We start from the raw sequence: 18,943 nt of genomic DNA, 5'->3' as shown, positions 1-18,943 counted from the left end.
ACCGAGGACCGGGCCGACAAGGGAATGCGCTGGGCAGTCGCCGGCGCACTGACGGGCACGATGGAAGTCTGGCTGGAACCGTCGATGGACGGGGTGATCCTGCACTACTTCCTGCACGCCGAACCGTCGGGCGCGACGGCCCGGGAGCTGGCCGGGATGAACCTCGCCAAGGCGAATCACGACCGCAGGGTGGCGGGCAAGCGGATGGCCTTCGAGGTGAAGCGCAAGCTCGAGGAGTCCCGCCCGGTCGGGGTGTCCCGGCTGGTGTGACGTGACCTCCGCCTCGTGCGGGTACATTTCTTCAGCGAAAGGACGCAAGTCCTGCAAGCGCACTAGCGACCCGGAGAAGTGAACACGTGGCGGACAAGACTGCGCAGACGATCTACATCGACGCCGAACCGTCGACGGTGATGGACGTCATCGCCGACATCGGCTCCTACCCGGACTGGGTTGCGGAGTACAAGGAGACCGAGGTCCTCGAGATCGACGACGAGGGCTTCCCGAAGACCGCGCGGCTGGTGCTCGACGCCGCGGTGCTCAAGGACACCATGGTGTTGGAGTACGTGTGGCCACCCGACCACGAGTCGGTCACGTGGTCCCTGGTCTCCAGCTCGTTGCTGAGGGCGTTGGACGGTGCATACCGCCTGGCTCCCAACGGATCTGGCACCGACGTCACCTACGAGCTGTCGGTGGACCTGGTCATCCCGATGATCGGGTTGCTCAAGCGCAAGGCCGAGCGTCGGCTCACCGACACGGCGCTGAAGGACCTCAAGAAGCGAGTCGAGGCTGACTGAGCGAGGGGATCAGGGCGAGACACCCGTCGCCGCCGGCGCCAGGATCAGCCTCTTCGTCGGCAAGGGCGGGGTCGGCAAGTCCACGCTGGCCACGGCCACCGCGGTGCGCGACGCGCGCCGCGGGCTACGAGTGCTCATCGTGTCGACCGATCAGGCGCACTCCACCGGCGACGTCCTCGGCATCAGCGTGGTTCCGACCGGGGAGCGCCGCCCGACCCGCGTGCTGGCCGACCTCGACGCCGGGCGGGAGGATGGGACCGGCGGATCCCTCGATGCCCTGGCGCTGGACACGCTTGCCCTGCTCGAGCAGCGCTGGCGGGAGGTGGCGACCGTCCTCGCCGAGCGTTTCCCGGAATCCGACCTGGGCGACGTTGCGCCCGAGGAACTTTCGGCACTTCCCGGCATCCAGGAGGTGCTCGGGCTGCACGAGGTCGGTGAGCTCGCTGCGTCGGGGCGCTGGGACCACGTCGTCGTCGACTGCGCCTCGACGGCGGACGCCATGCGCATGCTCACGCTGCCCGCCACGTTCGGCCTCTACATCGAGCGGGCCTGGCCTCGGCATCGCAGACTGTCGCTGCGTCAGGACGATGCGGGTTCGGCCGCGATGGTTGCGGTGATCGAGCGGATCACGGCGGGCACCGATCGCCTCGGCGAGCTGCTCACCGACGGCGCCACGGTCCGCGCGCACCTGGTGCTCACCGCCGAGCGGGTGGTGGCCGCGGAGGCGGCCCGCACGTTGGGCTCGCTCGCGCTGATGGGCGTCACGGTGGACGAACTCATCGTCAATCAGATTCTCGTGCAAGACGACTCATTCGAGTACCGCAATCTGCCGGAGCATCCCGCGTTCGACTGGTACACCGAGAGGATCGCCGAGCAGAGGGCGGTCCTCGAGGAGCTGGACACGACGATCGGCGACGTCAAACTGGTGCTGGTGCCGCACCTGGCTGGCGAACCGATCGGACCCAAGGCGCTTGCCGAACTGCTGGAAGGCGCACGCCGTCGCGACGGTTCGGCGCCGCCGAAGCCGGTGCGCCCGGTGGTGGACCGCGAATCCGGATCCGGGCTCGAGGCGATATACCGGATGCGGTTAGAGTTGCCGCAGGTCGATCCGGGCGCGTTGACGCTCGGCCGGGTCGACGACGATCTGATCATCGGCGCTGGAGGAACCCGGCGCCGCGTCCGGATGGCGTCCGTTCTGCGACGATGCATCGTGGTGGACGCGCAATTGCGAGGTAGCGAACTGACGGTGCGTTTTCGACCCAATCCGGAGGTGTGGCCGGCGTGAGCGAGTCCCGCACCGGCGCCGACGGGGCACGACATTCAGACATCGGTCCCGAACTGCGACAGCTGGCGCAGTCCATCCTCGACCGGCTCGACCCCGCCGTCAGGATGGCCGCCGCGCGCGCGACGTCCGGTAGCGAGGCGCGGTGCCAGCAGGTGTGGTGCCCGGTGTGTGCGCTGGCCGCGCTGGTCAGCGGGGAACAGCACCCGTTGCTGACGGTGATTGCCGAGCACAGCGTGTCTCTGCTGGCCGTCGTGCGGGCGATGGCCGACTCGATGGACACCGCGTCCAGCACCGGTCGGGACGCTCCGCCGGAGCCGCCGCAGCCGCCGACGGGCCCCGCCGGACCGGGACCCGACGACCGCGGCCCCGACGGAGGTCCGCCGGCAGGCCCCGGCCGTTACGAGCACATTCCCGTCACCGTCGAGGAGTGAGCGGCTACTGGGTACAGTTGTCGCCATGGCGCCGTCCGGGCGCCCGCCGCGGGGAGGCTCGATGTGGTATTGGTTGTTCAAGTACATCTTCATGGGGCCGTTGCTGTCGCTGATCGGGCGTCCGAAAGTGCAAGGCCTGGAACATGTCCCGAGCTCCGGTGCCGTCATCCTCGCCAGTAATCATCTCGCCGTCGCCGACAGCTTCTATCTGCCGCTGGTGGTGAACCGCCGGATCACGTTCCTCGCGAAGGCGGAGTACTTCACCGGTACCGGCCTCAAGGGTTGGTTCACCAAGTGGTTCTACACCGCCGCAGGACAGGTGCCGATCGACCGGACCGACGCCGACTCCGCACGGGCGGCGTTGACCACCGCACAGCAGGTGGTCAGCCAGGGCAAGCTGCTCGGCATGTATCCGGAGGGCACCCGGTCACCGGACGGCAAACTCTACAAGGGCAAGACCGGCTTGGCCCGGCTGGCACTGGAGACGGGCGTTCCCGTCATCCCGGTTGCCATGATCGGCACCGACGTGGTGAACCCGCCCGGAACCAAGATGTGGCGCTTCGGCCGCGTCGAGGTGAAGTTCGGTGCGCCGATGGACTTCTCCCGCTTCGAGGGGCTGGCGGGCAACCGCTTCATCGAACGCGCGGTGATCGACGAGGTGATGTACGAGCTGATGCAGATCTCGGGCCAGGAATACGTCGATCTCTACGCCGCTGACGTCAAGACCAGCGCCGAGGCCGATCCTGGCCAGCCGCCTGCCCGCATGCCGACGGCCGCCGCGGGCTGATTACCGCGCAGCGTGGGCGGGGGCCGCATCGTCGACGGCCCGCCGGCTGTCCTCGCGTGCGCGCAACGTCGCAGCGCCCGCGACGACGAGAAGCGCCAACGCCCACCACACGTAGGATTCGCCGACCAGCTGGCGCCACAGCGGCGCGAATGTCTCACGGTGTTCCGGCATCAGCTCCAGTGGCGGGTACCGCATCAGCACCACCCCGACGAGGCTGACCAAACCGAACGCGACATTGCGGTAACGCCATGCCAGCACCGCGGTGACGAGCACCGCAGGCAGCGCCCACACCCAGTGGTGCGACCACGACACCGGAGAGACCACCAGCCCGAACATCGCCACGCAGATCACGGCGAGGACGGGAAGATCGTCCCCTGTCGAGGTCGGGCCTGCCGCCCGCAACACCCGGCGCACCGCCCACACCGTCAGCGCGAGCGTCGCGAAGCAGGCCACCACCCACAGCGCGAACCGAAGGCCGTCGCCGAGGGTGAACCGGGCCAGCATGCCGGCGATGTTCTGGTTGGTGTGGTAGGTCGCCGTGCCGATGCGGTCGGTGTCGTGGATCGTCTCGGTCCAGTACATCCAGGAGTCGCGAGCGGCGAGGACGAAGCCGACGGCGGTCGCCGCGACCGCTGACGCGATGCTGGTCAGCAACGCGCGGGTGTCCCTACGCAGCAGCAGGTACAGCAGGAACACCGCAGGCGTCAGCTTCAGCGCGATCGCCAGGCCGATCAGCATGCCCCGCGGCCATGGTGTCTCGCGTGGCACCAGGTCCGCGATGACCAAAGCCATGAGGACGACGTTGACCTGACCGAACTCGAAGTTCGACCGGACCGGCTCGAGGTACACGGTCGCCAGTGCGACGATCGCCAACGCCAGCCACAGTCGACGCACCCACCCGCGCCCGGTGAGCCACGTCGACTGCTCCCACACGCGCATCCGGGTCATTACGATCATCGCGGTGACGATCAGCAACACCAGGGTGATCACCGTGATGGTGATGCTGGCGGCGTCGAGCGACAGCATCGCGAACGGGGAGAACACGACGGCCGCCAACGGCGGGTACGTGAACGGCAGGTCGATGCCCCCCAGGGTGTGGAAGAGCACGCCGTGGTCATAGAGCGAGCTGCCGTCCAGCCAAGCGCGGCCACCCATCCGGTAGACGTCGACGTCGATGCGGTACGGCGTGGTTTCCAGCAGTTGCCTGCCCGCCCGGACCGCGGCGACCACGGTGAGCAGCTGGAACAGCCGCCATCCCACGGTCGGCCACCACGCCCCTCTTGGGAACTGCGGAATTCTCATGTCGCGGACCAGAGTATCGGTGAGCATCGGCGAGTCGGGGACCATCCCGTCCATCGGGTACGCAGGTCGGCGTAAGTTTTGCCCGTGTTCGACGACTGGAAGTTCGACTTCGGGTTCGATCTGGCGATCCCGCCGGGTCGGCTGCCACTGATGTGGTGCCTGATCGCGTTCCTGCTCACGTTCCTGGTGACGCGGACGATCGTTCGCTACATCCGTCACAACGCGGACAACGACACTCCACCCAAGTGGTGGCAGCCGCGCAACATCGGACACGGAAGCACGCACATCCACCACGTGGTGATCGGCGTGATCCTGGTGATGGTCTCCGGGGTGACCATGGTGACGCTCGCAGTCGACGGCGGAGTTCCCGAATTTACCGCCGCCGCAATCGGATTCGGGATCGGTGCGGCCTTGGTGCTCGACGAGTTCGCGTTGATCCTGCACCTCCAGGACGTGTACTGGTCGGAGGACGGCCGGACGTCGGTGGATGCGGTGTTCGCCGCGCTCGCCGTGGCGGGACTGCTGGTCATGGGTTTCAACCCGCTATCGTTCTTCGACATCGACATCTGGCGCGAGGACGACACGCTGCCCGCCAGGGCGACGGTGGTCGGAATCGCGGCGTTCACGCTGTCGCTGGCGGTCGTGGTGCTGCTCAAGGGCAAGGTGTGGACCGGGCTGGTCGGCATGTTCATCACGCCGCTGCTGATCATCGGCGCGTATCGCCTCTCGCGGCCCCATGCGCCGTGGGCCAGATGGCGCTACGCCCACCGGCCCAAGAAGATGCACCGCGCATTGGAGCGGGAGCGTCAGTTGCGGCGCCCCGTCGTCCAGGCCAAGTTGTGGCTGCAGCACGTCGTGGCGGGGGAGCCGCGCTTCCCCGACCCCGTCGAAGTGGACCAGCAGTTGGACAAGGAGATCCACCCGGCTCCGGCGCCGCGGTTGCCCGCTTCGGAAACGGCGTGACGGTGAAGTACTTCTACGACACCGAGTTCATCGACAACGGCCGGACGATCGAGCTCATCTCGATTGGGGTGGCGGCCGAAGACGGTCGCGAATATTACGCGATCTCAACGGAATTCGACCCCGACCGGGCGGGGCCATGGGTGCGCAAGAACGTGCTGCCCAAACTGCCGTCGCCGGCGTCGAAGCTATGGCGATCGCGTCGCCAGATCCGTTCGGAACTCGAGGACTTCTTCGACATCGACGGCGACGAGACCATCGAGCTCTGGGCGTGGGTCGGCGCCTACGACCACGTGGTGCTGTGCCAGCTGTGGGGGCCGATGACCGATCTGCCGCCCGCGATACCTCGGTTCACCCGTGAGCTTCGGCAGTTCTGGGAGGAGCGCGGCTCGCCGCGGATGCCCCCGCGGCCGCGTGACGCTCACGATGCGCTCGTCGACGCCAAGCACAACCTGGCGCGGTTTCGGCTGATGACGTCGGGACGGCAGGGCATCGGCGCGGACGAGGACGACGACGGCAGCTGGGCCGTACGCGCCTGAGCTGGGGCGATGCGGCCCCGTTACCATGGACGGGTGAACTGGACCGTCGACGTACCCATCGATCAGCTGCCGTCGCTGCCGCCGCTCTCTGACGACCTTCGCATGCGGCTCGATGCCGCGTTGGCCAGGCCCGCCGCTCAGCAGCCGAGCTGGCCTGCTGACCAGGCCAAGGCGATGCGGACGGTGCTGGAGAGCGTCCCGCCGGTGACCGTGCCGTCGGAGATCGAGCGCCTCAAGGGGCAGTTGGCCGACGTCGCGAGGGGCGAGGCCTTCCTGCTGCAGGGTGGCGACTGCGCCGAGACGTTCGTGGACAACACCGAGCCACACATTCGCGCCAACATCCGCACGCTGCTGCAGATGGCCGTCGTGCTCACCTACGGCGCCAGCATGCCGGTGGTGAAGGTGGCCCGCATCGCGGGGCAGTACGCCAAGCCGCGGTCGTCCGACATCGATGCGCTGGGGCTGAAGTCCTACCGCGGCGACATGATCAACGGGTTCGCCCCCGACGCCTCGGTCCGCAACCACGACGCCTCGAGGCTGGTGCGGGCCTACGCCAACGCGAGTGCGGCGATGAACCTCGTGCGCGCGCTCACCTCGTCGGGCCTGGCATCGCTGGAGTCCGTTCACGACTGGAACCGCGAATTCGTCCGCACCTCGCCCGCGGGTGCCAGGTATGAGGCATTGGCTGCCGAGATCGACCGCGCCCTGCGCTTCATGAGCGCGTGCGGCGTCAACGACCGCAATCTGCAGACCGCCGAGATCTACGCCAGCCACGAGGCGTTGGTGCTGGACTACGAGCGGGCGATGCTGCGGCTTTCGACGGAAGACACCGCGGACGGCACCGAATCTCGCTTGTACGACCTGTCCGCCCACTACGTGTGGATCGGTGACCGCACCCGGCAGCTGGACGGCGCGCACATCGCCTTCGCCGAAGTCATCTCCAACCCGATCGGGGTCAAGCTCGGCCCGAGCATGAGCCCGGAGCTGGCCGTGGAGTACGTCGAGCGCCTCGATCCGCACAACGTCCCTGGCCGACTGACGCTGGTGACGCGGATGGGCAACGGCAAGGTGCGTGACGTGCTGCCCCCGATCATCGAGAAGGTGCAGGCGACTGGGCACCAGGTCATCTGGCAGTGCGACCCGATGCACGGCAATACCCACGAGAGCTCGACCGGCTACAAGACGCGGCACTTCGACCGGATCGTCGACGAGGTCCAGGGCTTCTTCGAAGTGCACCGGGCGCTCGGCACCCATCCGGGCGGCATCCACGTCGAGATCACCGGTGAGAACGTCACCGAATGTCTTGGTGGGGCACAGGACATTTCGGACTCCGACCTGGCAGGCCGCTACGAGACCGCCTGCGATCCGCGGCTCAACACCCAGCAGTCGTTGGAGTTGGCGTTCCTCGTGGCGGAGATGCTGCGGGACTAGTCGATTCGGTCAGGAGAGCAGGCCCTGCAGGTTGGTGCCCAGCGTCCACGCTCCGAACGCCACCATGGCGGTGATCGTTACGATGGCCACCAGCCAGAACAGCTCGGTGCGCCGTCCGCGTTGCCGGGCCCACTCCAGGTCCTCGATCGGGATCCCTGCAAATTCGCTTGGTGCGGAACGGTTCTCGCCACGGTCGTCCCAGTCGCCGGGTCCGCGGGTCATCTCGCGGGTGTGTTGGTGCGGTGCTGAGAGCACGGGCATGGGCGGCGGCGGGGGAGCTGCGGTGGACGCGGTCGTGTTCTCCTGCTCGAGCAGCCTGCTGTGATACTCGGCCGACGCCAGGTGCTGCGCCGAGTTGCGCGGCGCGGGTACCCGGAACGGCGGCAGACCGAGTTCCTCGACGAACGTGTCCAGGTCGGCGCTCATCGCGTCGGCGTCCGGGTAGCGGTCGGCGAGGTTGCGCGCGGTCGCTCTGGCCACCAGGTCGTCGAACTGGGGCGGTACCCCGGCGATCGCGGCGCTGGGTGGGGGCACGTCGTTGTCCATCCGCTGGTAGGCAATGGACAGCGCGCTGTCTCCGGTGAACGGGGTGGCGCCGGTGAGCAATTCGTAGGCGAGGATGCCGACGCCGTAGACGTCGCTGCCCGGGCCCGCGTCACCCGTGCTCACCTGTTCGGGCGAGAGGTAGGCGGCGGTGCCCAGGATCACACTGGTGGAGGTGATCTTGGCCTCGGCAACGGCGCGCACCAACCCGAAGTCGGCGATCTTGACCTCGCCGTCGTCGGAGATCAGCACGTTCTCGGGTTTGACGTCGCGATGGACGAGGCCTGCGCGGTGGGCCACCGCGAGGCCGCCCAGCACCGGTGACAGGACGGCGGCGACGGCGTGCGGTGGCATCGGCCCGCGTTCGCGCAGCAGTTCCCGCAGCGTGCCACCCTCGATGAGCTCCATCACCAGGTAGGGAAGCCCGGCTCCGTAGTCTCCGAGGCCCTGGTCGTACACGGCGACGAGGCCGGGATCCTTGAGGCGGGCGACGGCGCGGGCCTCGCGCTGGAAGCGGAGCAGGAACTGCTCGTCGCCCGCATACCGACTCTCCATGACCTTCAGTGCCACCGGGCGGTCCAACCGGATGTCCAGGCCGCGGTACACCGACGACATCCCGCCAGTCGCGATGATGGCGTCGACGCGGTAGCGCCCGTCCAAGACGACACCGACGAGCGGGTCCGAACGTTGGGTGCTGTCCACGCGTGCATCTTAGACTTGGTCCGGTGAGCACCATTCCGGCCGCCGAGGACGTTCTGGACCCCGACGAAGCCGTCTACGACCTGCCCGCCGTGGCGTCCATCCTCGGCATACCGGTGACCAAGGTGCATCAGCATCTCCGCGAAAAACATCTGATCGGGGTGCGACGCGACGGGGTTCTGGTGGTCCCGAAGATCTTCTTCGACGACTCCGGGCACGTGGTCAAGAGTCTCGGCGGTCTGCTGGTGGTGCTGCACGACGGCGGCTATCAGGAGACGGAGATCGTGCGGTGGCTCTTCACCCCCGACCCGTCGCTGACGATCAGCCGAGACGGGGCGACCGAGGCCAAGGCCAACGCGCGGCCCGTCGATGCCCTGCATTCGCATCAGGCGCGCGAGGTGGTGCGCCGGGCGCAAGCCATGGCGTACTAGTCGGGGCTGGCCTGCGTTTCGGGGGCCTTGGCCAGCGAGTACCAGGCGGCGACGGCGCATGCCGTGGCCAGAGCGACGTGCAGCCAGGAGTACATGCCGTGGCTGCCGTCGGGTTTGAAGATCACCATGATCCACGTCGAGAAGCCTGCGACGAGAGCGATCGACGTGCGGCTCTGGGCGAGTGCCGACAGCACGGCGAGCGGCCAGGTGTAGTACCAGGGCAGGGCGGCGGGAACGAATAGCACCACGACGAGCATCGCGAGCGCGATGCCCGTCAGCGCCTCGCGGTCGTCGTGCCGGAATCGCCACCACAGCAACGGAAGCGAGACGGCGATGGTCGCGATGCCGATGATCCTGGTGACTTCGAGCACCGCATAGAAGTTGACGGGGATGACGAGGCCGCCGATGGCGTTGGTGAGGTTGGCGATCGCGGTCGGCACCGTCAGCCAGTTGATGATCTTCACCGAACCGGCAAGGGCCGTGAGCCAGCCGAGGCCGACGCCGGCCAGCCAGGACACGACGGCGAACACGACGACGAAGATCAGCGCCGACGCCGCCGTTGCGACGGCGAACGCGCGCGGCTGACCGAGGCCGCGTTTGGCGCGCAGGCGGTGCACCCACATCCACACCATGAAGGGCAGGGCGATGCCCGCGGTCGCCTTGACGGCGACGGCGATGGCGATCACTGCGACTCCCCACGCAGGCCGGTCGCCGAGGGTGAGTGCGATGGCGGCCATCATCAGTCCGACCATCAGCATCTCGTTGTGGACCCCGCCCATGAGGTGAATGATCACCAGCGGGTTCAGTACGCAGATCCACAGTGCCGCGGCATCGTTGGCGCCGACGTGGCGGGCCACTCGCGGCGCGGCCCAGATCAGCATGATGAGACCAGGAAGCATGCAGAGGCGTAGCAGCATGGTGCCGGCGATGACGTGGTTGCCCACTACCATCGTGACGAACTTCGCGACGAGGATGAACACCGGACCGTACGGCGCGGTGGTCGTCGTCCAGATCGGGCTGACGTCGTCAAGTAGGGAGTTCGGGTTGTCGATCGGCCCGACGACGTACGGGTCGAAACCGTCGCGCAGCAGGGCGCCCTGGGCCAGATACGAATAGGTGTCGCGGCTGAAGACGGGCGCGCTGAGCAACAGCGGCAGGAGCCAGAAGCCGGTGGTGGCGATCATCGTGAACTTGGTTGCGGTGCGGGCGATCACGTGGCGGCCGAGCCATAGCCAGGCGAAGAGCATGATCGCGACGCCGCTCCACAGCAGCACCGACGACACCACTAGGCCGTGGCCGAATCGCAGCCACGACAGCTGGATCGATTCCAGCACCGGATCGTGCTGGCGGGTGCTACCGGCGCCGAGGCCGCCGGTGGCGATCAGGACCGCGCCAAGGAATCCGAGCAGCGCGGGGCGGCCCTGGGGGGCGGCGGCGAATCCGGCCAGTCGTGAGATCCATTGGCGGACTCCGCTTTTCGGATCGTCGTTGGATACCGGGGTGGGAGCCGGCTGCGTCATCTGCCCGTCACCGGCCTCAGGCGGACCGGTTGGACGCCAATCTGGCGAGTTCGGCCAGACCGACCTTGGCGTTGACGTCGATGGTCGCGGTGTCCAGCAGGGCCAACGCCTTGCCGGTGAGTGTCTCGATGTGCGTCTCGACGGCCGCCAGCGCTCCGACGGATTCGATCACCGCGCAGAGCTCGCGAACCTGTGCTTCGGACAGGTCGGTGCCGACGGACGTGCGCAGGAGCTTGGCGGCGACGGGGTCGGACTGGTCCGCGCGTTCGAGTGCCTCGGCGAGCAGCACGGTGCGCTTGCCGGAGCGAAGGTCGTCGCCGGAGGGCTTGCCCGTGACGACGGGGTCGCCGAACACGCCGAGGACGTCGTCGCGCAGTTGGAACGCGACGCCGAGGTCGTTGCCCACCTGGTGGAAGGCGGCCTGCACGTCGGGCCGGTCCGCCGCCGCCGCCGCGCCGAACTGCAGCGGCCGGGTCACGGTGTAGGACGCGGTCTTGTAGGTGTTCACGTTCATCGCCGACGCTACGGTCTCGGCGCCGCTGGCCTCGGCCACGATGTCGAGGTACTGGCCGCCGAGGACCTCGGTGCGGATGTCGCCCCACACGCGTTGAACCCGGCGATGCGCGTCGACGGGGAGGTCGGCTTCCGAGACGATGTCGTCGGCCCACACCAGCGACAGGTCACCCAGCAGGATCGCGGCCGACAGGCCGAATTGTTCGGAGGAGCCGTGCCAGTTCCTCGTTCGGTGCAGGTCCGCGAAGTGCCGGTGCACCGTGGGTAGACCGCGGCGGGTGGCGGATGCGTCGATGACGTCGTCGTGGACAAGCGCGCACGCATGCAGCATCTCCAGCGCGCCGAAGAGCAGAAGGACGTCGTCGTCGGCGGACTGCCCCTCGGACGCGACGGCCCGCCAACCCCAGTAGGCGAACGCCGGCCGAAGCCGTTTGCCACCGCGCAGGACGAACTCCTCGAGCGCCTCGGTCAGCTCGGCGTAGTCGGTGCCGATGTAGGCGGCGTCGCTTCGGCGCCCGCGGAGGTACTCCCGCAGTTGGTCGGTGATGGCCCCCGCCAGCTCGATGGCCGACGGCGCCGCGGCATCCACGCTCAGCGGGCGCCCCTTTCGTTACCCCAACGTCAACTCAAGACCTAAAAGCCCACTCAGACTAAGCGTTGGGCGCACGTTCGTTGCAAGTCATGCTAGGGCGGCCGAAGCGACGGGGAGAAATCCGTCCCGGTCGCAGCGTGTCAGCGTTGCGCGTGGGGGTTGGGCAGGACGGGGGTACGGTCGCGGCTCACCCAGGCGATGCCACCGATGGTTCCGGCCACCAGGAAGGCCGCGACGCTCAGCCAGATCGCCGCGGTGGTGAAGGATCGGGCACTGGGGTCGGTGTAACGAGCTTGGGCGTTCATCGTGCTGACCACGCCGGGCTTGAGCGTCCACTGCACGGATTCCGACGACACCTGGCTACCGTTGGTCGACGTCACCTCGCCGGGGAAGGTGACGCTCAGCGAGACGTCGGCCTCGGGGTCGTTCAGCGACGTCAGGTCGGCGCGGCCCTCGAGGATCACCAGGTCGCCTGCGCGGCGCAGCGAGATGTCCACGCCTGCGGCGTCGCCGTTCATGCCCGCGAGCTGTGGCAGTTCGGCGAAGGTCAGGTCGGAGAACACCGCTTGGGAGCCGACGTAGTCGTCGCGGGCGTACGACGACACCGCCACCTTGTTGCTGAAGGGAAGGCTGTTCAGCAGCTGCGGACCCTTGTCGTCGCCGTCGCGGGGGATCGCCGCGGCGATGATCTGACCGGACACCCGGTCGTCGGGGGACACCGTGATCGAGGCCCTCACCCGGACGCAGCCGACCATCATCGGCGCGATCAACACCAGCATCAGCAGGGCGATCAGGCGCTTGGAGCGGCGGTGCGGCACCTCGACATGGTGCCAGACCGGCGCCGACGAGCGCTCGCGCGAGGAGCTTGTGGCCGTCACAGCGGCAATTCCCGACCGAGGATGGCGAACGGCCTAGGGTCGCCCGCGAAGTGGTAGCCACGGATCACGTCGGCGAAGCCGAGGCGGCGGTAGAGCCGCCACGCGCGGTTGGCCTCGCCGTTGATCTCGGGGGTGGACAGCAGCACGTGCGGTTCGTGACGCCCCAGCAGCAGGCGCCTGGCCAACGCCTCGCCGAGTCCTCGGCCCTGCGCGCTGGGATGGATGTGCAGTTCGGTCAGCTCGAAGTAGCTGGTCATCAGCTCGGCGATCCGGGTTGACTCGGTGCCGCCGCGTTGCAGTCCCTGCACGACCTGTTGTTGCCACCACTGGTCGGGCGCCCCGCAGTAGCCGTATGCCACGCCGAGCATGGGCGCTGTGCGCAATTCCACTCCGGCGGTGGGCGAGCCCTCCGGCGCCTCCACGGCGGCCACCGCCGTCCAGCCCCGCCTGCGCGTGTGCTCCAGCCACATCGAGGCGCGTTGGTCCTCGGTGCCGCGTGGGTATCGCATCGCGTCGACGTAGATGCCGAGCGCGTCGCCCAGGCGTCGTTGCATGTCGCCCGGTGACAGATCGATGAGGAACGTCGCCAACCTTGGGTGCCCTTCGCGCGGTTCTCGGAGTACACGTCATTATCCGGTCAGCGACGCACTATCTCGCCACTCCCCACCCAGGAACTACACTCGACTCCCGAACGTTGTGTACTGAGGCGGCTCGGGAAAACTGGATTCCGGGTGCCGAGAGCAAGTGTGATCTCGGAACCCAACTGGTTGAACTAGGTGGTACGGCTCAGATTCACCTCGTATCATGGCTGTCAGGTGCTCCGCAAACGCGGACGCACGAAACTTGGTACGCACGGCCGCGGTTCCGCGGGCGCAGCAGGACGCAACACGGGAGGCACGGATGCCACTCTCCGATCATGAGCAGCGCATGCTCGACCAGATCGAGAGCGCTCTCTATGCCGAAGACCCCAAGTTCGCCTCAAGCGTGCGCGGCGGGAACCTCCGGGCCCCGTCCGCGCGCCGCAGGCTGCAGGGAGCCCTTCTCTTCGTCCTCGGGCTGGCGCTCCTGGTGTCCGGTGTTCCGCTGTACGTGAAGTTCGGCGCGATCTTCCTCATCATCAGCGTCATCGGCTTCGTCATCATGTTCGGCGGGGTGGTCTTCGCGATCACGGGTCCGCGGGTGGCCAAGGGCCGCGAGGGCGCACCACCGGAAGCGAACTCGGCCCGCCAGAAACGTGACAAGGGCGGCAACTCGTTCTCGAACCGGATGGAGGAGCGCTTCCGCCGCCGCTTCGAGGAATGACGTTTCACCGAGGCGTGACGTTTTGCTGAGCTAGGTGTCGTTTCACTGAGCCAGATGACGTTTCACTGAGTCCCAGATCCGTTCTGGGATTCCAGGGCAGCTCCTTATGGAGCTGCCCTTTTTCTTTGCCGCGCGACACGCCGTCAGCAACCCTCGGGCGACGCGCGTCCCCCCTCGTGCCCCACTGGGCCCCACTTGGCCGAGCCGAGGCGTCCAACTGGACTTTTGCGGTGATCGCCGTGACGCGGCGGCAGCATAGATCCCGTCAACGGGCCCGATATTGGGGCTCGGTGGGGTGCACGCCCTGACTTTTGCCAGTCAATGGGGCGAAGTGGGGGATAGTGGGGTAATGTGGCGCCCAGCGGAGCGACCGGGGTTCCGCTGGTGCTTGGAGGTGACGAGATGTTTCTCGGCACCTACACGCCCAAGCTCGACGACAAGGGGCGGCTCACGCTGCCCGCCAAGTTCCGCGAAGCACTGGCAGGAGGGCTGATGGTCACCAAAAGTCAAGATCACAGCCTGGCTGTCTACCCGCGAGCGGAATTCGAGAAGCTCGCGGAGCGGGCGTCGCAGGCATCGCGTAGCAACCCGGACGCTCGCGCCTACCTGCGGTACCTCGCCGCGGCAACCGATGAACAGCACCCCGACGCACAAGGCCGGATCACCCTGTCGGCCGATCATCGTCTGTACGCGGACCTCTCCAAGGACTGCGTGGTGATCGGGTCGATCGACTACCTGGAGATCTGGGACGCCCAAGCTTGGCAGGCATATCAGCAGACCCACGAAGAGAACTTCTCCGCGGCCAGCGATGACACCCTGCGCGACATCATTTGATCCCGCCGTTCACACGGCCCCCGTGCCCGGCCCCGCCCGTGCATCGTGGCCTCTGCCCGAACCGGCCCTGGCGTACTTCCCCAACGCCAGGTCCGCGACCTCGGACAGGGACCTGGATGCAGGGGCGGGCCCACTTCACCCCGCCACCGTCTCCGAGGGTGCTTCGATGCCTGACGATCATCCCCACGCCCCGGTCCTTCTCGACCGTTGCGTCGAGCTGCTGAAGCCGGCGCTGACCCGGCGCGGCTCCGACGGCACTGGTGCCCTTCTGATCGACGCCACCCTCGGCGCGGGCGGCCACGCCGAACGGTTTCTGACCGAGCTACCGGGACTGCACCTCGTCGGCCTTGACCGCGACCGCACCGCACTGGCCATTGCGGGTGAGCGCCTTGCGCCGTTCGGCGACCGCGTCACCTACGTCCAGTCCCGCTACGACGCCTACTGGGGCGACGCCGCCACTAGTGCCGACGTCGATGGCGTGCTGTTCGACCTCGGGGTCTCCTCGATGCAGCTGGACCGCACCGAGCGCGGGTTCTCGTACTCCCATGACGCGCCGTTGGACATGCGGATGGATCCCGATGCGCCGCTGACCGCGGCCGACATCGTCAACACCTACGACAAGCGAGCGTTGACGCGCCTGCTGCAGGAGTTCGGTGAGGAGCGTTTCGCCAGCCGCATCGCGGGCGAGATGGTGCGCAGGCGCGACCGCAAGCCCTTCACGACGACCGCCGAAGTCGTCGAACTGCTCTACGACGTCATCCCTGCGCCTGCCAGGCGTACCGGCGGGCATCCCGCCAAGCGCACGTTCCAGGCGTTGCGGGTGGCGGTGAACGCCGAACTCGACTCACTGCGCGACGCACTGCCCGCCAGCATGGCCGCGCTGCGCGAGGGCGGCCGGATCGTGGTGATGGCCTACCAGTCGCTGGAGGACCGAATCGTCAAGGGCCAGTTCGCCGCTGCGACGGCGTCGAAGTCGCCCGCGGGCCTGCCGGTCGAACTTCCCGGGTACGAACCGGACTTCGTGTCGTTGACGCGCGGCGCCGAGAAGGCGGACGCCGCCGAAATCGAGAGCAATCCCCGTAGCGCCTCCGTGCGGCTACGGGCACTGGAAAAGGTTGTCAAAAGGGAAGGTTCGTGATGGCCACGCGACGAGGACCGGTCCGTACTGCCGCCGACGAGCGCTCGCGCGATGAGCCGCAGGCATCGGAACGCCGTCGGGGGGCGCGCGAATCCACCACCCAGCGGCGCGCGCCGGAAGCGCAGGTGCGTGGTCGCCGGTCCACGCGGGAGAAGCGGCCGCAGCGCTCGGTGCCGCACACCAGCCCGATGCCGCGGCTCACCGAGGGCCCGGCAAGGCCGAAGAACGCCGCCCAAGCCAAGGCGCGGTCGAAGGCCCGGAAGGCCAAGGCGCCCAAGGTAGTTCGCTTGCCGATGCGGCAGCGGCTGCTGATCAAACTGTCGTCGATCGACCTCGACCCGCGCCGCGTCGTCACCAGAGTGCCGTTCGTGGTGCTGGTGATCGGAGCGCTCGGCGTTGGTCTCGGCGTCACGCTGTGGCTGTCGACCGACGCTGCGGAGCGGTCCTACCAGCTGGGCCACGCGCGCCAGCTCAACGAGGCACTCGCCCAGCAAAAGGAAGGCCTGGAACGCGACGTGCTCGAGGCTCAGGCGGCGCCCGCGCTGGCTGAGGCGGCGCGCGAGCTGGGCATGATCCCGTCCAGGGACACCGCGCACCTGGTGCAGGATCCGGCGGGCAACTGGATGGTGGTCGGAACGCCCCGACCTGCCGAGGGAGTTCCGCCGCCGCCGCTGAACAGTCCTCTGCCGGATCCGGCGCCGCCGGCGCCTCCCGCCGCGCCTGCACCGCGGGTCGTTGAGCCGCGCGAGGTCGCCGTGCACATCCCGCCGCGGCCCGCCCCGCTGCCGACTGCCGAGCTCGCGACCCCTCCGGTCACGTTGGCTGCGCCGCCTGCCGCGGGGGCGTCACCCCTGCCAGCCCCAGTTCCGGGTGCCCCCGTCCCCGCCGAGGTTCCGGCACCGCTCGATGCGGCTGCGCCCCAACCCCTTACGGCTCCCATCCCCGTGCACGGGGTGCCCACGCTGCCCGGCCCGCCGCCCGGCGATGACCTGCAGGTCCCTCTCGCTCCGGCACCCGCCCCGGCACCCGTGCCGGGTGCCCCGGCATGATGCGCCGCAAGCGCCCCGCGCCATCGCCCACCCCGAGGGTCCGACCCGCCGCGCCGCATTCGGCCACCGAACGACGAACCCGCACCGCGGTGGCCGACGATGGTCTGCGCAGTGCCTCCTTCGTGTTTCGGCACCGGGTCGGCAACGGCGTGATCGCGCTGGTGCTGCTGGTGGCCGCAGGGCAGTTGTTCATGCTGCAGGTGCCACGCGCCGAGGGGCTGCGCGCGGAGGCGGCAGGCCAGCTGAAGGTCACCGACGTCGAGAAGGCAGTGCGCGGCAGCATCGTCGATCGCAACGACGACAAACTCGCCTTCACCATCGAGGCCCGCGCGTTGACGTTCCAGCCGGTGCTGATCCAGAAGCTGCTCGCCGAGACCAAGGTCAAGGATCCGAGCGCGCCGGATCCCGCGGCGCGGCTGCGCGAGATCGCCAAGGGAGTCTCGGGGCTGCTGAACAACAAGCCGGACGCCGCCACCCTCTACAAGAAGCTGGCCAGCAAGGATTCCTTCGTCTACCTGGCCCGCGCGATCGACCCCGCGATCTCCGACGCGATCACCTCCAAGTACCCCGAGGTCGGCGCGGAGCGCCAGGACATCCGGCAGTATCCCGGCGGCTCGCTTGCGGCGAACATCGTCGGCGGCATCGACTGGGACGGCCACGGTCTCCTCGGTCTCGAGGACTCCTTCGACGCCAAGCTGGCTGGCACCGACGGGTCGCTCACCTACGACCGCGGTTCCGACGGGGTCGTGATTCCCGGCAGCTACCGCAACCGGCACGACGCCGTCGACGGATCGACGATTCAACTCACCATCGACGACGACATCCAGTTCTACGTCCAGCAGCAGGTGCAGCAGGCTAAGGACCTGTCCGGGGCCAAGAACGTCTCCGCCGTGGTGTTGGACGCGAAAACCGGTGAGGTCCTTGCCATGTCGAATGACAACACGTTCGACCCCAGCCAGGACGTGGGCCGCCAGTCCAACCGCGAGCTGGGCAACCTCTCGGTGTCCTCGCCCTTCGAGCCGGGGTCGGTGAACAAGATCATCACCGCGTCCTCGGCCATCGAGTTCGGGCTGACCAACCCCGACGAGGTGCTGCAGGTGCCCGGCTCGATCGACATGGGCGGTGTCACCGTCAGGGACGCCTGGGCGCATGGCGTCATGCCGTACACCACCACCGGGGTGTTCGGTAAGTCGTCCAACGTCGGAACGCTGATGTTGGCGCAGCGGATCGGCCCCGAACGTTACGCGGAGATGCTCGACAAGTTCGGGCTCGGGCAACGCACCGGCGTCGGTCTGCCCGGCGAGAGCGCGGGCCTGGTCCCGCCGATCGACCAGTGGTCGGGTAGCTCGTTTGCGAACCTGCCCATCGGACAGGGCCTTTCGATGACCCTGCTCCAGATGACGGGCATGTACCAGACGATCGCAAACGACGGCGTCCGCATCCCGCCCCGCATCATCAAGTCCACGATCGCTGCCGACGGCACCAAGACCGACGAGCCCCGGCCCGACGGTGTTCGAGTGGTGTCACCGGGAACCGCGCAGACCGTCCGGAACATGTTGCGCGCCACCATTCAACGCGACCCGACGGGGGTCCAGCAGGGCACGGGTTCAGGAGCGGCGGTGGAGGGCTACCAGATCGCGGGCAAGACCGGCACCGCGCAGCAGATCAACCCGGGCTGCGGCTGCTACTACGACGACGTCTATTGGATCACCTTCGCCTCGATGGTCCCGGCGAACGATCCGCGCTACGTCGTCGGCGTCATGATGGACAACCCGCACCGCACGGCGGACGGCTCACCCGGCACGACGGCGGCGCCGCTGGTGCACAACCTCGCGTCGTGGCTGCTGCAGCGCGAGAGCGTGCCGCTGTCGCCCGATCCGGGCCCGCCGCTGGTTCTGCAGGGCTGACTCCGCAG

General features: G+C 68.2%; 21 protein-coding genes. 14 read left to right on the top strand and 7 right to left on the bottom strand.

The genetic code is table 11. From position 1 onward, the window contains the following. On the top strand, window positions 1-270 hold a 270-nt coding region (locus ABW137_RS36455; protein WP_526407925.1), incomplete at its 5' end, for a polyketide cyclase / dehydrase and lipid transport. Between the two features lie 86 nt (window positions 271-356). Continuing rightward, complete coding sequence (locus tag ABW137_RS36450) at window positions 357-794, top strand: SRPBCC family protein (RefSeq protein WP_526407923.1); 438 nt, start codon at window positions 357-359, stop codon at window positions 792-794. A gap of 9 nt (window positions 795-803) precedes the next feature. Here ABW137_RS36450 and ABW137_RS36445 read toward each other — a convergent pair whose 3' ends face one another. Continuing rightward, a complete protein-coding gene (locus ABW137_RS36445; protein ID WP_526407921.1) occupies window positions 804-932 on the bottom strand; it encodes a hypothetical protein in 129 nt (42 codons plus the stop codon). Between ABW137_RS36445 and ABW137_RS36440 the strand changes: the two genes are divergently transcribed. From ABW137_RS36440 to ABW137_RS36430, 3 genes are all read left to right on the top strand, one after another. Next, window positions 880-2,079, top strand: coding sequence for an ArsA family ATPase (locus ABW137_RS36440; RefSeq protein ID WP_526407944.1), 1,200 nt, complete (start codon window positions 880-882; stop codon window positions 2,077-2,079). The genes ABW137_RS36445 and ABW137_RS36440 overlap by 53 nt on opposite strands. After that, on the top strand, window positions 2,076-2,510 hold the full coding sequence (locus ABW137_RS36435) for a hypothetical protein (RefSeq protein ID WP_526407919.1): 435 nt from the start codon (window positions 2,076-2,078) through the stop codon (window positions 2,508-2,510). The genes ABW137_RS36440 and ABW137_RS36435 overlap by 4 nt, the downstream gene beginning before the upstream one ends. A gap of 61 nt (window positions 2,511-2,571) precedes the next feature. After that, complete coding sequence (locus tag ABW137_RS36430) at window positions 2,572-3,297, top strand: lysophospholipid acyltransferase family protein (protein ID WP_526407942.1); 726 nt, start codon at window positions 2,572-2,574, stop codon at window positions 3,295-3,297. Here the strand turns inward: ABW137_RS36430 and ABW137_RS36425 are convergent, their stop codons facing one another. Beyond that, the gene (locus ABW137_RS36425; protein ID WP_526407940.1) at window positions 3,298-4,599 is read right to left on the bottom strand and encodes a glycosyltransferase 87 family protein; all 1,302 of its coding nucleotides are present in this window, start codon (window positions 4,597-4,599) and stop codon (window positions 3,298-3,300) included. Window positions 4,600-4,749: 150 nt separating this feature from the next. On the opposite strand from ABW137_RS36425, the gene ABW137_RS36420 reads away from it, so the two are divergent. Genes ABW137_RS36420 through ABW137_RS36410 form a run of 3 tightly spaced genes read left to right on the top strand, consistent with a single transcriptional unit; the run spans window position 4,750 to window position 7,529 of the window. Next, complete coding sequence (locus ABW137_RS36420) at window positions 4,750-5,562, top strand: hypothetical protein (RefSeq protein WP_526407938.1); 813 nt, start codon at window positions 4,750-4,752, stop codon at window positions 5,560-5,562. Window positions 5,563-5,564: 2 nt separating this feature from the next. Then, window positions 5,565-6,098 (top strand): polyadenylate-specific 3'-exoribonuclease AS, encoded by a 534-nt coding sequence (locus ABW137_RS36415; RefSeq protein WP_526407936.1) that lies wholly within the window; start codon window positions 5,565-5,567, stop codon window positions 6,096-6,098. A 33-nt stretch (window positions 6,099-6,131) separates the two neighbouring features. Continuing rightward, a complete protein-coding gene (locus tag ABW137_RS36410) occupies window positions 6,132-7,529 on the top strand; it encodes a class II 3-deoxy-7-phosphoheptulonate synthase (RefSeq protein WP_526407917.1) in 1,398 nt (465 codons plus the stop codon). 9 nt (window positions 7,530-7,538) lie between these two features. Here the strand turns inward: ABW137_RS36410 and ABW137_RS36405 are convergent, their stop codons facing one another. Beyond that, complete coding sequence (locus tag ABW137_RS36405; RefSeq protein WP_526407915.1) at window positions 7,539-8,774, bottom strand: protein kinase domain-containing protein; 1,236 nt, start codon at window positions 8,772-8,774, stop codon at window positions 7,539-7,541. Between the two features lie 23 nt (window positions 8,775-8,797). On the opposite strand from ABW137_RS36405, the gene ABW137_RS36400 reads away from it, so the two are divergent. Next, the gene (locus ABW137_RS36400) at window positions 8,798-9,202 is read left to right on the top strand and encodes an Rv2175c family DNA-binding protein (protein ID WP_526407913.1); all 405 of its coding nucleotides are present in this window, start codon (window positions 8,798-8,800) and stop codon (window positions 9,200-9,202) included. Here the strand turns inward: ABW137_RS36400 and ABW137_RS36395 are convergent. From ABW137_RS36395 to ABW137_RS36380, 4 genes are all read right to left on the bottom strand, one after another. Further along, complete coding sequence (locus ABW137_RS36395; protein ID WP_526407911.1) at window positions 9,199-10,722, bottom strand: alpha-(1->6)-mannopyranosyltransferase A; 1,524 nt, start codon at window positions 10,720-10,722, stop codon at window positions 9,199-9,201. The two genes, ABW137_RS36400 and ABW137_RS36395, sit on opposite strands and share 4 nt — an antisense overlap. A 16-nt stretch (window positions 10,723-10,738) precedes the next feature. After that, entirely contained in the window at window positions 10,739-11,824 is a 1,086-nt protein-coding gene (gene idsA2, locus ABW137_RS36390) for a bifunctional (2E,6E)-farnesyl/geranyl diphosphate synthase (protein WP_526407909.1), read from the bottom strand. A 143-nt stretch (window positions 11,825-11,967) separates the two neighbouring features. Beyond that, complete coding sequence (locus ABW137_RS36385) at window positions 11,968-12,606, bottom strand: LppM family (lipo)protein (protein ID WP_526407934.1); 639 nt, start codon at window positions 12,604-12,606, stop codon at window positions 11,968-11,970. Between the two features lie 95 nt (window positions 12,607-12,701). Next, entirely contained in the window at window positions 12,702-13,295 is a 594-nt protein-coding gene (locus ABW137_RS36380; protein ID WP_526407907.1) for a GNAT family N-acetyltransferase, read from the bottom strand. 310 nt (window positions 13,296-13,605) lie between these two features. Here ABW137_RS36380 and ABW137_RS36375 point away from each other — a divergent pair, with 310 nt between their 5' ends. From ABW137_RS36375 to ABW137_RS36355, 5 genes are all read left to right on the top strand, one after another. Continuing rightward, window positions 13,606-14,007: an SCO2097 family morphological protein gene (locus ABW137_RS36375; protein WP_526407905.1), complete on the top strand. Its 402-nt coding sequence runs from the start codon at window positions 13,606-13,608 to the stop codon at window positions 14,005-14,007. Between the two features lie 402 nt (window positions 14,008-14,409). Continuing rightward, entirely contained in the window at window positions 14,410-14,841 is a 432-nt protein-coding gene (gene mraZ / locus ABW137_RS36370) for a division/cell wall cluster transcriptional repressor MraZ (RefSeq protein ID WP_526407933.1), read from the top strand. A gap of 166 nt (window positions 14,842-15,007) precedes the next feature. Beyond that, window positions 15,008-15,979: a 16S rRNA (cytosine(1402)-N(4))-methyltransferase RsmH gene (gene rsmH, locus ABW137_RS36365; protein ID WP_526407903.1), complete on the top strand. Its 972-nt coding sequence runs from the start codon at window positions 15,008-15,010 to the stop codon at window positions 15,977-15,979. Continuing rightward, on the top strand, window positions 15,979-17,028 hold the full coding sequence (gene ftsL / locus ABW137_RS36360) for a cell division protein FtsL (RefSeq protein WP_526407901.1): 1,050 nt from the start codon (window positions 15,979-15,981) through the stop codon (window positions 17,026-17,028). Before rsmH ends, ftsL begins: the two co-directional genes overlap by 1 nt. After that, complete coding sequence (locus ABW137_RS36355; RefSeq protein ID WP_526407931.1) at window positions 17,028-18,935, top strand: peptidoglycan D,D-transpeptidase FtsI family protein; 1,908 nt, start codon at window positions 17,028-17,030, stop codon at window positions 18,933-18,935. Before ftsL ends, ABW137_RS36355 begins: the two co-directional genes overlap by 1 nt. The last annotated feature ends 8 nt before the right edge of the window (window positions 18,936-18,943 follow it).

It is taken from the genome of Mycobacterium sp. (genome assembly GCF_040509115.1).
Taxonomy (GTDB): Bacteria; Actinomycetota; Actinomycetes; order Mycobacteriales; family Mycobacteriaceae; genus Mycobacterium.
The sequence above is the reverse complement of the archived record's forward strand: the minus strand, read 5'-3'. Positions and strand labels throughout refer to the sequence as shown.

What these genes read in the sequence shown, in the direction of transcription:
- ABW137_RS36445 (WP_526407921.1), bottom strand. Translation starts at nt 932, where the DNA reads ATGAGCACTCGTAGCCCGCGGCGCGCGTCGCGCACCGCGGTGGCCGTG.
- ABW137_RS36430 (WP_526407942.1), top strand. Translation starts at nt 2,572, where the DNA reads ATGTGGTATTGGTTGTTCAAGTACATCTTCATGGGGCCGTTGCTGTCG.
- ABW137_RS36425 (WP_526407940.1), bottom strand. Translation starts at nt 4,599, where the DNA reads ATGAGAATTCCGCAGTTCCCAAGAGGGGCGTGGTGGCCGACCGTGGGA.
- ABW137_RS36420 (WP_526407938.1), top strand. Translation starts at nt 4,750, where the DNA reads ATGTGGTGCCTGATCGCGTTCCTGCTCACGTTCCTGGTGACGCGGACG.
- ABW137_RS36395 (WP_526407911.1), bottom strand. Translation starts at nt 10,722, where the DNA reads ATGACGCAGCCGGCTCCCACCCCGGTATCCAACGACGATCCGAAAAGC.
- ABW137_RS36385 (WP_526407934.1), bottom strand. Translation starts at nt 12,606, where the DNA reads ATGCTGGTGTTGATCGCGCCGATGATGGTCGGCTGCGTCCGGGTGAGG.
- ABW137_RS36375 (WP_526407905.1), top strand. Translation starts at nt 13,606, where the DNA reads ATGCCACTCTCCGATCATGAGCAGCGCATGCTCGACCAGATCGAGAGC.
- mraZ (WP_526407933.1), top strand. Translation starts at nt 14,410, where the DNA reads ATGTTTCTCGGCACCTACACGCCCAAGCTCGACGACAAGGGGCGGCTC.
- rsmH (WP_526407903.1), top strand. Translation starts at nt 15,008, where the DNA reads ATGCCTGACGATCATCCCCACGCCCCGGTCCTTCTCGACCGTTGCGTC.
- ftsL (WP_526407901.1), top strand. Translation starts at nt 15,979, where the DNA reads ATGGCCACGCGACGAGGACCGGTCCGTACTGCCGCCGACGAGCGCTCG.
- ABW137_RS36355 (WP_526407931.1), top strand. Translation starts at nt 17,028, where the DNA reads ATGCGCCGCAAGCGCCCCGCGCCATCGCCCACCCCGAGGGTCCGACCC.